This window comes from Synechococcus sp. CBW1006 (assembly GCF_015840525.1).
In the GTDB taxonomy this organism is placed as follows: Bacteria; Cyanobacteriota; Cyanobacteriia; order PCC-6307; family Cyanobiaceae; genus CBW1002.
In genome coordinates this window covers 1,594,206-1,607,978 of sequence record NZ_CP060396.1, presented here as the reverse complement: position 1 = coordinate 1,607,978, position 13,773 = coordinate 1,594,206, and the positions used below count along the sequence as shown (strand labels likewise).

The following is a 13,773-nucleotide window of genomic DNA, read 5'->3' as shown; positions in this document are numbered from 1 at the left end:
GGCTCCAAGTTAAGCCGCCCGCTGGTCGAGAGGCAGCGGAGTCGCACTGAAGGGCAACTCCGCATTGATCGCTTCGATCTCCTCGCGCATCAACGCATTGGCCCGGGGCAGCCACTGGCGCAGCATCGAATCGAAGCGGGGATCACTCCAGCGGTGCAGGCTGGCCCGCGGCTCGGCCAGGAAACCGCGACGACGCTTGTGGCTGCCCCCCGCACCGGGATCGAAGCTGCGGATGCCCTGGGCGATCGCCCATTCAATCGGCGCGTAGTAACAGACCTCAAAGTGAAGATTGTCGAGGTCCACATCACTGCCCCAGTAGCGACCCCAGAGCTCCTGCTCGGAGCGCACGCACAGCGACATCGCCACCGGCTCCGAGGGATCACCGCGGTGTGCACTGAACAGCACCAGATGCTGCCGCAACTGCTCAGCCGCCGCCGTGAAGAACGCCTCGGTGAGGTACTTGCTGCCCCATGGCCCCCAGCGGCTGCAGTGCTGGGCATAGAAGTCGTGCATCCGCCCCACCATCCGGGGGGGAATCTCCGCCCCCACCAGAGGCGTGACCTGAAGACCCGCACTGGCGACAGCCTTGCGTTCCCGCTTGATGTTGCGGCGCTGGTTGGCGTTGAAGCTGGCCAGGTAATCAGCAAAGCTGCGATAGCCGGGGTTGTGCCAGAGGCTCTGCTGATTGATCCAGGTGGCGCAGCCGGCCGCCTCGGCCAGGGGCTGCCAGGCGGGATCGACATAGAGAAAGTTGCAGCTGAGCAGATGATTGCGGCGGCAGAACGCGTCGATCAGCTCCAGCATCAACCCGGTCAGTGTCGCGGCGTCCTCGTCGGGGGAGAACCAGAAGCGGTAGCCCTGCACCGGGCTCACCGGACTCATGCCCACGAGCTTGGGGTAGTAGCGCAGCCCCAGGTCGTCGGCGAGGCGTGCGAAGGCCTGGTCGAAGACGAATTCGCCATAGCTGTGACCCTTGAGATAGAGCGGTGCCACCGCCACCAGCAGGTCGCCGCGCCACAGACCCAGGTGACAGGGCTGCCAGCCCTGGCGCGGCACGATGCTGCCGCTGGCCTCGAGCTGATGCAGCCAGTCCCAGCCATAGAACGGCAGGTGCTGGCCCACCAGCGCCTGCCACTGTTCGGAAGGCAGCTCCGCCATCGACTGGTGCCAGCGGGCGTGCAACTCAGCCATGGAGCGGGCCGCGGTGGCGAGTGTTCGGGCGCAAAACTAACGGGACTGTTCCAGCCACGGCGGTCTGTCATGCACCAGCCCCAGCGACGATCGCACCGATCCCTGCTGCTGCCCCTGGCCGCCGCACTGCTGGGTGGCCTGGGCGGGCTGGGCGCAGCGCCACCGGCCCGGGCTGGCCTGGCCCGGCCGCTGCTGATGATGATGAAACCGCAGCTGGAGGAGCGGCTCGCCCGGGTCTGTGTGGAGACCGCCTCTGGAGGGCAGAGCGATCTGGCCCGCAGACTGAAGGATCCCTGCCGCCAGCTGGCCGGGCCCACCAGTGCCTGCCTGATCGAAGAGACTGACCGCAGTGGCCGCAGCCTCGGCGTGGTCAGCGAACTGGTGCAGGGCCGCTTCGGCGACGACAGCGAATGGGTGGTGAAACGCTGCCTGGCCCGTCTGCTGGGACTGAAACCCGAAAGCCTGCAGGAGGTGCCGCTGGAGGAGCTGGCCAAACGCTTCGGTCAGAGCGCGGGGACAGGCAAAGACCGAAGCCGTACGCCCTGAACGGCACGCCCTACGCGCGATCGCCACCAAGGCCGGGGCGGTCATAACGCAGCAGCAGCTCGCTGTCCTCAAGCAGGCGCTGCTCCTGCAGCCGCCAGCCGCGCTGCAGCGCATCCATCACCGGCGATGTCGCCGGCAACCAGCTGTGCGCCCCCCCCAGGAGCTGGGGGCACAGGGTGAGCTGCAGTTCATCGAGCCAGCCTTCGGCCACAAGGGAGGCCACCAGCCGTGCGCCGCCCAGCACCACCAGCCGCTCCAGGCCGGCCAACGCCAGCTGCTCCAACGCCTCCTGCCAGCCGCCACAACACAGCTGGCGCTCAAAACCAGCGGGCGCGGAGGCTCGATCCCCGGCGGGGGCACCAGGACCAGCCGCCAGGCCGGCCGGATCGCCACCAGGATCCAGCCGCCAACGCCGCAGGGGCTGGGCAAAAAAAGGCAGACCGACCTCCACAACACCACTGCGGCTCACCACCACCGCCAGGGGCTGGGGCTCACGGCCGGCGGCAGCGCGCTGGGCCAGCAGGTCGGCCTGGCGGATCAGGCAGGTGGTGCCGTGGCGCCGCAACGTCTCGGCGCCGATCAGGCAGCCGTCTGCCCAGGCCAGGGACTCTTCCAGCACCCGCCGATCGCCGCGGCCGCCGATCTGGGCCGCACCTCCCGTTGCCGGCGCCAGCCGTCCATCCAGGCTCACGGCCAGCACCAGCCTCAGCAGTGGTCGGCTCCGGCCAGGCGACAGGGCAACCACGGCGACAGGCCTCAGGCCGCCGCCAGCACCTCAAGCCCACGGGGCAGCATGCCCAGCTGGGCGGTTTCGGCAAACACCTCGGCGGCGTTGTTGGGGCTCTCCTGCAGGCGGACCTTGTGCAGGCAGGCGCCTGTGGCGGCGATCGGTGACGCCAGAAGATCGCAGATATGCAGCGCGATGTTCTCGGCGGTGGGCACGCAGGCGGCGAAGTGGGACACGTCCTTGTTGAGGAAGGTGTGATCGAAGGGCTCGACCACCAGGTCCTGGACCAGGGTCTGGAGCTCCGCCAGATCGCAGACCATGCCGGTGCGGGGGTCGATGCTGCCGCGCACGGTCACATCCAGCAGGTAGTTGTGGCCATGGCCATGGGGCCGGGCGCACTTGCCGTAGATCGCCTCGTTCTCCGCCTGGGAAAGCTCGGGGCGGGCCAGGCGATGGGCGGCGGCGAAATGGGTGCGGATCGAGAGGAAGGCTTCCATGGTGTCGCCGATCACGTCGGCCCAGAGGTTGGCGGTTTCGTAGAGGCGCAGCCCCATCAGGGGCAGATGGGGGGCCAGGCGGGTCCAGATCGCCCGCACCAGGGCTTCGGTGGTCGGCAGACAACCGGCTGGGGTGGAGAGATCGAACTCCGGCCAGACCTCGTTGAGGTAGCGGAAGTCGAGCTGTCCGGTCACCTCACGGCGGATGGCGTGCTTCACATCCGAGAGATTGAGCACCATGCCATCGGCGTCGAGATCGCCACCCATGGCCACCACCAACTCGTAGTTGTGGCCATGGCCGGGGGCGATGCTGCAGGGACCGAAGCGCTCCTGGTTGGTGGCCGCATCCAGTTCCGGCAACCAGTAGCGGTGGCTGGCACTGAAGGTGGCCCGCCGTGTGATCACACAGGGGCGGCCCCGGCCGTGGGGGCAGGCCGTTCCAGCGGGCACGGATGCCGCAGACGCCGGCCGCAGCGCAGCCGACTCCGGTGGGGCCAGGGTGGGCGCACGCAAGCCGGTAGCCATTTTCGCCCATGCCTGTGTAGAGCGTGCATCCTAGAAACCGGATCCCAAGCACTGCCGCGCTCGACGCCCGCCGCCCATGTCCCCCGCCGCTTCCTCCGGATCCGATGGCCGTGACGGATTCAGGGGCTCTGCCTCCGACATCAGCAGGGAAGCTGCCGATCGCACCACCCACCGCTCCCTCGCCCGCCGCCTGGAGGGGATCAACATCTATCTGGTGGGGATGATGGGCGCGGGCAAAAGTGCGGTGGGCAGGCCCCTGGCCGCGGCGCTCGGCTACCGCTTCCTCGATGCCGACACCACGATCGAACAGGTGGCAGGCCAGCCGATCCCGGCGATCTTTGAGCAGCAGGGAGAGGCGGGCTTTCGCACCCTGGAGACCGCCGTGCTCGATCAGATCGCCAGCTGGCATTCCCTGGTGGTGGCCACCGGCGGCGGCGCCGTGACACGGCCGGAGAACTGGGGCCACCTGCACCAGGGGGTGGTGGTGTGGCTGGATGTTGCCGATGCGGTGCTGTTGCAGAGACTCAACGCCGACCCCACCCCGCGCCCGCTGATGGCCGGCCCCGACCCGCACGGACGGCTGCGGGAGCTGCTGGAGCAGCGCCGCCCCCTCTATGCCCAGGCCGACCTGCACATCGTGCAGGGCAGCGGCCCCCCGGAGCAGGTGGCGCTCCAGGTGCTGGACGGGCTCCCCTCGATCCTCAAGGAACGCCAGGCCGGCCCCAGCGAACCACTGACGCTGATCAACGGCGACGGAGCTATCACTTCCTCGCTCAACTGACGATGACTCACCTCGCCACGGCTCACCGGTGGCCGCCGGGCTCCAGACGCACCGCGAACCACTGGATCGCCAGCCCCGGTGCCAGCTCCAACTCGCAGGCGGTGTCGAGCAGGCGTTCCGCCTGGGCCCGGGCATCGGCGAGGCCGGCCAGATCCTCTGGGACCGCAGGCAGACGCTCGAGGTGGGCCGCCAACCAACCCAACGCGGCGCCCACATCAAGGATCTCCTGAGGCCGCCCCGGCTCGAGCACCACGTAATGATCAAGCTCCCGCATCAGGGGATCAGACATGGCCGCAACGCTGCTGGGCACCATCCTGGCGATCCTGCTGGCTTTGCCGGTCGCAGCCGCCCCTGGAACGGTTGTGCAGGAGCGCCTGAGCAGCTGGCCGCAGTGGCGGCTGCCGGTCACCCTGCCGCGGCCGGGGCGAGGCGACCTGATCTATCCCCACTGGTTTGCGGGAGCCTGGGAGGTGACCAGCCACAGCCTTGAGGGCGACACCTCAGCGCCTGCGGGGCCAGCCCAGGAGCCACCGCTGCACTACCGCGTCGACTTCATCGCCGATCGCCGGGGCCGCATCGTGGGCGCCCGGGCCGCGAACGCCGCTGCGATCGGCCGGGCAGTGCTGGGCCATCGTCTGGTCAGCGTGGAAGACGACCCCGCGAACCCGAACCGCCAGCTGGCCCGCCAGCGCGACGGATCCCTGCTGGAAACCCGCGTGATCGGTCGGCAGGTGCTGACCTTGCCACCCGACCAGTTCCTGGCCGACGAACTCAGCCTGCAGGTGCTGCATGGTGAGGCGGCACCCAGGGTCAGCCGGGTGGAGGTGCTGAGCCACTACCAGCTTGAAGCGGATGGAACCATCAGGGGCGAGCAATGGCTGGCCACCTACCCCTCCCCGACCGAGGGCCTGATGGCCAGCCCCAGGAGCCTCGCCCAGTACGAGCTCAGGCTCGTCCCGCTGCGGCCACAATCCGGTCCCGCCAGCTGAACAGGGGCTCCAGCAGGGGGTTGTCGGCGATACCGGTGACGCCACGGCCCGCCAGGGGTGCTCCGGCGCTGGCGGGGAACTTCAGCAGCGACAGCTGGGCCGCCACGGCCAGATCCGCAATGGACAGAGCATCGCCCACCAGATAGGGAGTGGACTCCACCAGCAGGGCGAGCTGCTCGAGGTTGCGGCGCAATTGCTGCATCGCCTCACCGGCGATCGCCTCGCCAACAGCACCGGTGAGGGAGGAGAGGGCCTCGGACGGCAGGGCACCCACCAGGCTGCGCAGCGGGCCGGGCAACCGATCCGGCAGCAGGGCCGTGCGCAAGACCGGATCGGCGGCGGCGGCCTGCACCAGGGCGAGGCGACAGCCTGCGGACAGGGCGGTATCGGCCCAGTCTTCCAGAAGCCAGAGGCGGGCCCGCTCGACCGGATCGACGGGTTGCAGGGCCGGCGTGGGGTAGCGATCCTCCAGATGCAGGGCGATGGCAGTGGAATCGGCTATCACCTCACCGCCATCCACCAGCACCGGCACCTGCCGCTGACCCGAGAGGCGGAACACCTCCAGCTGGCCAAGGCCTGGCGTCACCTCCACAACGGTGTAATCGAGACCCTTGGCCGCCAGGATCAGGCGCACCTTCTCGCAGAAGGCCGAATGTCTGAACTGATGCAGTTCCATCGGCGGTGACTCCGGGGGCAAGGGGGACTGGCGGGATGCGGCGGGAGGGATCCGCGGCCGGAATGCGACAGAGCTAACCTCCGGGCGGCAGAGTAGCGAGCACCTGCGAGCGCGGTGCACGGCGGCCATGAAGGACTTTTTCGTGAACGTAACGCGGTACCCGCGTTATCTGATCGCCTTCAGCCTCGGGGTGATCAATTCGGTGGTGGAGCCGCTGGCACGGCGACGCAGCAATCCGGTCACGGCGGTGGCCCTGGTGGGGGCCCTGATCAGCGGCCTGCTCAGTCTGGGTCTGGTGCTGCGTGCGATGGTGACCACAGCACCTCTGGCATAGCCATGGCACAGGGCCGACGGGTGGAACGGGTGGCGGCCCTGATCCGCCGCGAAATCAGCGAGCTCCTGATCACGGGCATCAAGGACGAACGGGTCAGCCAGGGCATGGTGAGCGTCACCCATGTGGATGTGGCCGGCGATCTGCAGCACTGCAAGATCTTCGTGAGCGTGTTCGGCAGCGACGACGACCGCATCCAGGCGATGGCCGGCCTGCAGTCGGCCGCGGCCTACGTGAAAGGCGAACTGGGCCGCCGGCTGAAGATGCGCCGAACACCCGAGGTGGTGTTCCAACTGGATCGTGGCCTCGAACGCGGGACCACGGTGCTGAGTCTGCTGAACCGCCTTGGGGAAGAACGGCTGAGCAAAGACAGTGAGCCACCCTTGACTGACGCCCCCGAGGACCAGAACGGCACTGCGCCATGACGGCGGCCGGGGCTGGCGCTGGAACGGCCACGGAGCAGGACCTGCGGCGCCTGGTGGCCGAGCTGCTGGTGGTGCGCTGCAGCGGCCACCTCAGCGACGATCAGCGGCGCTATCCCCGCTGGGAGCTCGACAACGCCACCCTGCGGCGCCTTCTGGCTGAGGGGGTGGGGGGCGTGATCCTGCTGGGCGGCAGCGCCGCCGAGCTGGGTCTGCGCTGCCGCCAGCTCCAGGCCTGGTCAGGCCAGCCACTGCTGCTCTGCGCCGACGTGGAAGAGGGGGTGGGGCAGCGCTTCGAGGGGGCCAGCTGGTTGGCACCACCCCTCACCCTGGGTCGCCTCTACCAGCGGGAGCCAGGGCGAGCCGAGGAGCTTGCCGAGCGCTATGGCCGCTGCACGGGCGCCGAAGCCCGGGAGCTGGGCCTCAACTGGGTGCTGGCGCCGGTGTGCGATGTCAACAACAATCCCGCCAACCCGGTGATCAACCTGCGCGCCTGGGGGGAGGATCCCGCCACCGCGGCGGCCCTGGCCACGGCCTTCCTGCGCGGCGCCCAGGCCGAGGGGGTGCTCTGCTGCGCCAAGCACTTCCCGGGGCACGGCGACACGGCCGTGGATTCCCATCTGGAACTGCCCCGCCTCGACCACGAGCGCACCCGGCTGGAGCAGGTGGAGTTGCCGCCTTTCCGGGCCGCGATCGCCGCTGGAGTGGCCTCGGTGATGACCGCCCACCTGCTGCTGAGCGAGCTGGACAGGGAGCAGCCTGCCACCCTGTCGCCGGCCGTCCTGGACGGACTGCTGCGCCAGGAGCTGGGCTTCGAGGGCCTGATCGTGACCGACGCCCTGGTGATGGAGGCGATTGCGGCCCGCACCGGCGGGGCCGAGGCCGCCGTGCTGGCCCTGGTCGCCGGGGCGGATCTGGTGCTGATGCCGGAGAACGCCGACGCGGCCATCGACGCAATCCTGGAGGCCGTGCAGCAGGGCCGCCTGTCGCCAGAGCGGCTGGCAGCCAGCCAGCAACGGCGGCGGCGCGCCCTGGCCTCGGTCGCGGAACCCGCGGCTCAGCAGCCCTCCGGTGCAGACGTGGCCCTGCCACTCCGGCGCCTCAGCGAGGGCCCCCGGGCTGAGCACCGGGCACTGGCCAGGGAGCTGGTGCAGGGCGGTCTGCAGCATCGCGGCGGCCGCCTGACGGTCCGCCCGCAGGGCACACCGAGCGCGGCAGGCTGCAACCTGATTCGTATCGACAACGCCCTGCAATGCCCTGCCCTGCCGCTGGGGGCACCAGCCCTGAACCTGCCGGCAGCAGCGGGCTTCCGGAGCCGCCTGCTCGAACCTCGCAGCCCCTCCCCCTGGAGCCAGGATCCCCGCCATCCGCTCAACCTGGAGAGCCTGGGCAGTGGAGCGGTGCTGCTGCAGCTGTTCCTGCGCGGCAATCCCTTCACCGGCGGCGCCGGCGGTCAGGAGCCGTGGGAGCAGGCAATCCAGCAACTTCAGGAGATCGGCCGGCTGGCAGCCCTGGTGGTCTACGGCAGCCCCTATCGCTGGGACAGCCTGGTGGCGGAGCTCGACCCGCAGATTCCCGCCGCCTACTGCCCCGCCCAGACACCCTTGGCCCAGCGCTACGCCCTGGAGGCCATCGGCCTTGGAGAAGGAAGCCAGGCTGGGTCCTTCACCGACTGAGCGCCTTGGCGCCCCTCCGCCTCGCTCCAGACCAACCGTGACCAAGTCCCTACCCACCGCCATGGGCACCGAGCCTCAGCTCAGCCTCTCGATGATCGTGCGGGATGAGGCCGCGTGCCTGGAGCGCTGCCTGGCCTCGGTACGGGACTTCGTCGACGAGATGGTGGTGGTGGACACCGGCTCAACCGATGACACGGTGGCGATCGCCGAGCGGTGTGGCGCCGTGGTGCACCCGATCACCTGGCCCGGCGATTTCGCACCGGCACGCAACCGCGCCCTGGAGTGGGTCCGGGGCGCGTGGGTGTTGGTTCTCGATGCGGACGAGGTGCTGCTCCCCGAGGCCATTCCCGCTCTGCGGCAACTGATGGAGCAGCCCGACCTGCTGCTGATCAACCTGCTGCGACGGGAGCAGGGGGCCAGTCAGTCGCCCTATTCCAGTGTCAGCCGACTGTTCCGCCGCCATCCGGCGATCCACTGGAGCCAGGCCTACCACTCCCTGGTGGACGACAGCGTGATGGCGCTGATGGCGCAGGAGCCCCACTGGCGCATTGCCGACTGTCCGGAACCGGCCCTGCTGCACGACGGCTACCGACCGGAACTGCTGGCCGATGGACGCAAGGCCCAGCGCCTGCGCCAGGCGATGGAGCAGGAACTGCGCCGCAAGCCCGGCGACCCCTACGCCTGCGCCAAGCTGGGCGCCCTCGAGGTGAGTGACGGCAACACGGCACGGGGGCTGTCCCTGCTGAAGCAGGGATTGGCCCAGTGCCCCGCTGAAGCGGTGGCGGAGCGCTACGAGCTGCTGCTGCATCTCGCCATCGCCACGGCGCCATCCCAGCCGCAGCGGGCCACCACGCTGTATCGCGAAGCCCTCACCCAGCCCCTGCCGGCGCGGGTCCGACTGGCGGCCTTTCACAATCTGGCGGCGCTGCTGCTGCAACAAGCCGAGAACGCTGGACCCTCCGCCACGCCATCCCACCTGAGCGAAGCCCTCGAACTGGCCCGTGCCGCCACCGGCGCCGCTCCCGAACTGGCGCCGGGCTGGATCCAGCTCGGTCTGATCGAACGGCGCTGCGGTCACCTGGAGGCCGCCGCCGCGGCCTATCGCCGAGCGATCACCTGCGATAGCAGCCAGGCAGGGGCCCACCAGAACCTGGGCGTGGTTTCCCTGCTGATGGGCGACATCCCCGCAGCCCGCGAGGGCTTCCGTCAGGCGATCGCCCTGCTTACCAGCCAGGGCAAGACCTCGGCAGCGGAGGCCCTGCGCCAGCAGGCGTCCTCGCTGGTGAAGCTGGAGCCTGCCAGCCCGTTGACGGGCCGCACCGTGGCGGTGACCCGGGCGGAGCAACAGCTGGGGGAAGCTCGCGCTCTGTTTGAGGCGATGGGAGCGCGCGTCGTGGATCTGCCGGCCCTCGTGATCGGTCCCCCCGATGAATGGGGTCCGCTCGACGACGCCCTGGCGGAACTGGAGCACTTTCACTGGCTGATCCTGTCCAGCGCCAACGGGGTGGAGGCGGTGCAACAGCGGCTGCGCCGCCGCGGCGGCGACCTGGCGCACCTCCCCGGCAGCCTCAACATCGCCGCGGTGGGCCGCAAGACGGCCCGGCAGCTGGAGGATCTCGGCGCCCCTGCAGACTTCGTACCTCCTGCCTATGTCGCCGACAGCCTGATCGAGCACTTCCCTGTCTCAGCCTGGGGCCTGCGGTTGCTGCTGCCACGGGTGCAGAGCGGCGGCCGCACCGTGCTGGCGGAGGCCTTCGGCGAAGCCGGTGCCCGGGTGGTGGAAGTGGCCGCCTACGAAACGCGCTGCCCTGAGGCCCTGCCCTCGCAGACCCTGCTGGCTCTGGAGCGAGGCGACCTGGATGCGATCACCTTCAGCAGCGGCAAGACGGTGAGCCACACCTGCCAGCTGCTGCAGCGCCACTTCGGGAGCGACTGGCGCCAGCGGCTGGACAGCGTGGCCGTGATTTCGATCGGCCCCCAGACCACGGCCCGCTGCCGCCAGGAGCTGGGCAGGGTGGACGCCGAAGCGGACCCCCATGACCTCAACGGACTGGTGGCAGCCTGCTGCAGGGCCCTCAGCGAACAAGACTGAGGCAACCCCTCAAAGCTCAGCCGTGATCGTGCGGTCGGCCTGGCGCAGCACCAGACGCCCCTGCTGCACGTCCACCGCCTGCACTGACCAGCCAGGCGGCAGAAGATCGGTGGAGCGGCCCCCCTGATCCCCGGGAGCAAGACTGCCGCTCACAGATTCGAACTGGACAAGAGCCTTCGGCCGACCACTGGATGCCACCACACCATTGAAGCGGAAGGCTTCGGGCAACAGCAGTGGAGGTCGCACCTCCGTTCCAGGAGCTCCTGGAAGGCCAGAGATGAGCTGGCCGTTGGCACTGAGCAACGGCGAACTGAAGGGATCCAGGCGGCCGACCACCATGGAAGCCACCACGGCCTGGGGCTTGAGCAGGGGAGTCAGGCCGGCAGAGTCGAGCGGAGGTTCGGACAGAGGGTTCTCCCGGGCTGGCGGCTGGCGATCGGGAGCAGGCGCCTCAGATGCAGGGCCGCCGCCAAAGCCGGGGATCGAGAAGGGAAGCTCAATCCCCTGACAGCCCGTCAGCAGCAAGGTCAGCGCCAGGGCCGCTGGAGATTTCGACCAGGTCGCGAAAACGGTCAAGGTTGGCCTGCAGTTCCTTGGTGACGATGCCCCCCAGGATGGTGGGTTCCATCAGGGGTGCAAGCACCCCCGGCAGCTCATAGCTGACGCTGAGCCGGACCGTGGTGCATCCGGGACCCTGGGGATAGAAGCGCACCGCCCCCCGGGTCGGCAATCCCCCCACCGATTCCCAGTGCAGCTGCTGGGCCTCGACCCGCTGGGTGATGCGAGCCTTCCAATGAAAACGAAATCCCTGGGCCGCCAGGGTCCAGTCGGTGAGATCGGGGTCATCAAGGGTCTTGACCGACTCGATCCAGCGCATCCAGCGCGGCATCGCCTCGAGATCGCTCCACACCACCCAGACCCGATCCGCGGGGGCCTGGATCTCGGTGGTGACGCTGTGCTCAAGCCAACGGCCCATGGGGAAAGGTGCAAGGGGTCAGGCCACGGCCGCATTGCTGGCGAGCTGAACCGGGCGGTCCAGAATCGCGGCCGCAGCCAGACGCCCGCTCATGGTGGCGCCTTCCATCGAATCGATGTAGTCCTGGCGGGTGTAGCTGCCCGCCAGAAAGAAGTTGGACACCGGGGTGCGCTGATCCGGGCGAAACGGCTCCATCCCTGGCGCCTCGCGGTAGAGCGACTGGGCCAGCTTGACCACGTTGCTCCACACCAGCGTCAGGTTGCGGGCCGAGGGGAAGAGGCTGCGGACCTGGGCATCGGTGGCGGCCACGATCTCCTCGGTCTTTTTGGGAATCCAGGGATCGCCCGGGGTGAGCACGCATTGCAGCAGCGAGCCAAGGCCAGGCCTGCGGTAGTCCACCGGGCTGGCCAGGGCCAGATCCGCGAAGCAACTGAAATCGGCGTCTGCCGTGTAGAGGAGATTGTCGAGACCGGCCGGATGGGCGAGGTCGGCCCGGCGACCGGTCGCCTCGGCGGAATCGCCCAATTCGGTGACCCAGCCGTCGTAGCGGAGCTGCACGGTGGCCACCGGCACGGCCTCCAACCGGTAGATCGCATCAAAAGCCTCGTGGCAGCGCCAGGCCTGCGGCAGCAGGCGCTGGATGCCGGGCACATCACAGGCGGCGAGATAAGCATCGGCCTGCACGTTCAGATCCCCCGCCGGTGTTCCCATCGTGAGCCCCGTGACCCGGGTGAGCGGAGCAAGGGCCGAATCACCGGGCTCTGCGGGTGCCTCCTCAAAGTGCACCTCCTTGACGCGGTGGCGTAGGTGCAGGCGGCCGCCACGGGCTTCGATATAGGCCAGGATCGGGCCGGTGAGCCAGCGATGGGGCGACCCCTTGAGCAGGTTGAGCTTGGAGGCCTCGGTCTTGGCCGCGAACATCATGAAGATGGTGAGCATGCAGCGAGCCGAGATCGTGGCGCAATCGATGAAACCCAGCGCGTAGGCCACCGGATTCCACATGCGCTCGATGCTGCGCAGGCTGCCTCCATGGCCGAGGAACCACTCCTGGAAGCTGATCCGATCGAGATCGCGGATCACCTGCATCGCCCCCTCGTAATCCACCAGTCCGCGCACGATCGGGCTGGTGCCCAGGGCCAGGGCATTGCGCAGCTTGTCGATCCAGTCGAGCTGGGGGGTGGTGAAGAAGGCCTTGAGACCGTTGAAGGGGGCGCCGATCGGGAAACGGAAATCGAGTTCGCGCAGATCCCCACCCGCATTCACGAACAGGTGGGTGTGGTCCTTGGGCAGGAGGTTCTCGAACGCCCCCACCTTGCGCATCAGGGCGAAGAGGTTGGCGTAGTTGAAGAAGAACACATGCAACCCCATCTCGATGTGGTTGCCCTCGGGATCTTCCCAGCTGCCCACCTTGCCACCCATGAAGGGCCGGGCCTCGTAAAGATCCACCTGGTGACCGGCATCGACCAGATCCACTGCTGCGGAGAGTCCCGCCAGCCCCGCTCCCACGATGGCGACCCTCACCCTCTGAATTCCCAAACTGGGCCGACTCTATGGAGACGGCTGCGCCAGCGAGCGGATATCCGGTCCAGGCAGCCGCCAGCCTGTGGCGTCTGTCGGCGAGACGACAGCCCCAGCAGCACGGAAAGTCAGAGGGATGGCTGCAACAGCGCCGGATGGGCCTCGTGACCGGATGGCCCTCGTGACCACAAGGAAGCGAAAGCCGCGGACACCCACGAAAGCAACAATGGCAGCCAGTGCTCCATAGAGTTGTGGCATGACCCATCCGCGGCCCCAGCGATGAGCCCCGAGACCGTGCGCTCCGCAACCGCAACCGCAACCGCAACTACGACATCCGCAACCCTCGAAACCTTGAACACCGAAACGATCGCGGCCCCCACCGCGAGCCAACCCGCCTCCGCCCCCCCCCAGGCTTCCGCCGGCAAGGACGGCCGGGGCATCCTGATCACCGAGCCGGCCATGAAGCAGCTGGCCGCCCTGACGAGCCAGCAGGGGGACAGCAAAGTGCTGCGGGTGGGCGTGCGCTCCGGCGGTTGCAGCGGTATGAGCTACACGATGGATTTCATCGATGCCGACCAGATCCGCTCCGATGACGAGCAGTACACCTACGAACCCAACGGATCGGCTGCCTTCCAGGTGGTCTGCGACCCCAAGAGCCTGCTGTACATCTACGGCATGCAGCTCGACTTCTCCAGCGCCCTGATCGGTGGCGGCTTCAACTTCACCAACCCCAACGCCACCCAGACCTGCGGCTGCGGCAGTTCCTTTGCCGTCTGATCCCTGGGCTGCGACGGCCGACATGGGAATCTGAGATCCCGAGGCTTCG

16 protein-coding genes and 1 pseudogene are annotated in these 13,773 nt (G+C 68.7%); 9 read left to right on the top strand and 8 right to left on the bottom strand.

Features of this window, described 5'->3' with window-relative positions; translation table 11 throughout:
• Positions 1–9: 9 nt before the first annotated feature.
• Complete coding sequence (locus H8F26_RS07690; RefSeq protein ID WP_197158624.1) at positions 10–1,191, bottom strand: GNAT family N-acetyltransferase; 1,182 nt, start codon at positions 1,189–1,191, stop codon at positions 10–12.
• 69 nt (positions 1,192–1,260) lie between these two features.
• On the opposite strand from H8F26_RS07690, the gene H8F26_RS07685 reads away from it, so the two are divergent.
• On the top strand, positions 1,261–1,737 hold the full coding sequence (locus H8F26_RS07685) for a hypothetical protein (protein ID WP_231605540.1): 477 nt from the start codon (positions 1,261–1,263) through the stop codon (positions 1,735–1,737).
• Between the two features lie 10 nt (positions 1,738–1,747).
• Here H8F26_RS07685 and H8F26_RS07680 read toward each other — a convergent pair whose 3' ends face one another.
• Together H8F26_RS07680 and H8F26_RS07675 are read right to left on the bottom strand one after the other, a co-directional pair.
• Positions 1,748–2,482 carry a dihydrofolate reductase family protein gene (locus tag H8F26_RS07680; protein ID WP_231605539.1) on the bottom strand — a complete coding sequence of 245 codons (735 nt, stop codon included), beginning with the start codon at positions 2,480–2,482 and terminating at the stop codon, positions 1,748–1,750.
• Positions 2,483–2,493: 11 nt separating this feature from the next.
• Positions 2,494–3,366 (bottom strand): 6-carboxytetrahydropterin synthase, encoded by an 873-nt coding sequence (locus tag H8F26_RS07675; protein WP_231605596.1) that lies wholly within the window; start codon positions 3,364–3,366, stop codon positions 2,494–2,496.
• A 196-nt stretch (positions 3,367–3,562) separates the two neighbouring features.
• Here H8F26_RS07675 and H8F26_RS07670 point away from each other — a divergent pair, with 196 nt between their 5' ends.
• The gene (locus H8F26_RS07670) at positions 3,563–4,267 is read left to right on the top strand and encodes a shikimate kinase (protein ID WP_197158622.1); all 705 of its coding nucleotides are present in this window, start codon (positions 3,563–3,565) and stop codon (positions 4,265–4,267) included.
• Positions 4,268–4,289: 22 nt separating this feature from the next.
• Here H8F26_RS07670 and H8F26_RS07665 read toward each other — a convergent pair whose 3' ends face one another.
• Positions 4,290–4,556 (bottom strand): chlororespiratory reduction protein 7, encoded by a 267-nt coding sequence (locus H8F26_RS07665; RefSeq protein WP_197158621.1) that lies wholly within the window; start codon positions 4,554–4,556, stop codon positions 4,290–4,292.
• On the opposite strand from H8F26_RS07665, the gene H8F26_RS07660 reads away from it, so the two are divergent.
• Entirely contained in the window at positions 4,555–5,256 is a 702-nt protein-coding gene (locus H8F26_RS07660) for a DUF6816 family protein (RefSeq protein WP_197158620.1), read from the top strand. The genes H8F26_RS07665 and H8F26_RS07660 overlap by 2 nt on opposite strands.
• Here H8F26_RS07660 and H8F26_RS07655 read toward each other — a convergent pair.
• On the bottom strand, positions 5,213–5,932 hold the full coding sequence (locus H8F26_RS07655) for a glutathione S-transferase family protein (protein WP_197159060.1): 720 nt from the start codon (positions 5,930–5,932) through the stop codon (positions 5,213–5,215). The two genes, H8F26_RS07660 and H8F26_RS07655, sit on opposite strands and share 44 nt — an antisense overlap.
• A 127-nt stretch (positions 5,933–6,059) precedes the next feature.
• On the opposite strand from H8F26_RS07655, the gene H8F26_RS07650 reads away from it, so the two are divergent.
• The 5 genes and pseudogenes from H8F26_RS07650 to H8F26_RS19320 all read left to right on the top strand — a co-directional run bounded on the left by H8F26_RS07650 (position 6,060) and on the right by H8F26_RS19320 (position 10,453).
• Positions 6,060–6,266 carry a DUF751 family protein gene (locus H8F26_RS07650; RefSeq protein ID WP_197158619.1) on the top strand — a complete coding sequence of 69 codons (207 nt, stop codon included), beginning with the start codon at positions 6,060–6,062 and terminating at the stop codon, positions 6,264–6,266.
• A 2-nt stretch (positions 6,267–6,268) separates the two neighbouring features.
• Complete coding sequence (gene rbfA, locus H8F26_RS07645; RefSeq protein WP_197158618.1) at positions 6,269–6,688, top strand: 30S ribosome-binding factor RbfA; 420 nt, start codon at positions 6,269–6,271, stop codon at positions 6,686–6,688.
• Complete coding sequence (locus tag H8F26_RS07640; RefSeq protein ID WP_197158617.1) at positions 6,685–8,361, top strand: glycoside hydrolase family 3 N-terminal domain-containing protein; 1,677 nt, start codon at positions 6,685–6,687, stop codon at positions 8,359–8,361. The genes rbfA and H8F26_RS07640 overlap by 4 nt, the downstream gene beginning before the upstream one ends.
• A 61-nt stretch (positions 8,362–8,422) precedes the next feature.
• Positions 8,423–8,797 (top strand): annotated as a pseudogene (locus tag H8F26_RS20115) (glycosyltransferase family 2 protein); the annotation flags it as partial.
• Positions 8,798–9,682: 885 nt separating this feature from the next.
• Positions 9,683–10,453 (top strand): uroporphyrinogen-III synthase, encoded by a 771-nt coding sequence (locus H8F26_RS19320; protein WP_370594695.1) that lies wholly within the window; start codon positions 9,683–9,685, stop codon positions 10,451–10,453.
• Positions 10,454–10,462: 9 nt separating this feature from the next.
• Here H8F26_RS19320 and H8F26_RS07630 read toward each other — a convergent pair whose 3' ends face one another.
• Genes H8F26_RS07630 through zds form a run of 3 tightly spaced genes read right to left on the bottom strand, consistent with a single transcriptional unit; the run spans position 10,463 to position 12,950 of the window.
• Complete coding sequence (locus tag H8F26_RS07630) at positions 10,463–11,029, bottom strand: hypothetical protein (RefSeq protein WP_197158616.1); 567 nt, start codon at positions 11,027–11,029, stop codon at positions 10,463–10,465.
• The gene (locus H8F26_RS07625) at positions 10,950–11,429 is read right to left on the bottom strand and encodes an SRPBCC family protein (RefSeq protein WP_197158615.1); all 480 of its coding nucleotides are present in this window, start codon (positions 11,427–11,429) and stop codon (positions 10,950–10,952) included. Before H8F26_RS07625 ends, H8F26_RS07630 begins: the two co-directional genes overlap by 80 nt.
• 18 nt (positions 11,430–11,447) lie before the next feature.
• Positions 11,448–12,950 carry a 9,9'-di-cis-zeta-carotene desaturase gene (zds, locus tag H8F26_RS07620; RefSeq protein WP_197158614.1) on the bottom strand — a complete coding sequence of 501 codons (1,503 nt, stop codon included), beginning with the start codon at positions 12,948–12,950 and terminating at the stop codon, positions 11,448–11,450.
• A gap of 363 nt (positions 12,951–13,313) precedes the next feature.
• Between zds and H8F26_RS07615 the strand changes: the two genes are divergently transcribed.
• Positions 13,314–13,724 carry a HesB/IscA family protein gene (locus H8F26_RS07615; RefSeq protein ID WP_370594694.1) on the top strand — a complete coding sequence of 137 codons (411 nt, stop codon included), beginning with the start codon at positions 13,314–13,316 and terminating at the stop codon, positions 13,722–13,724.
• The last annotated feature ends 49 nt before the right edge of the window (positions 13,725–13,773 follow it).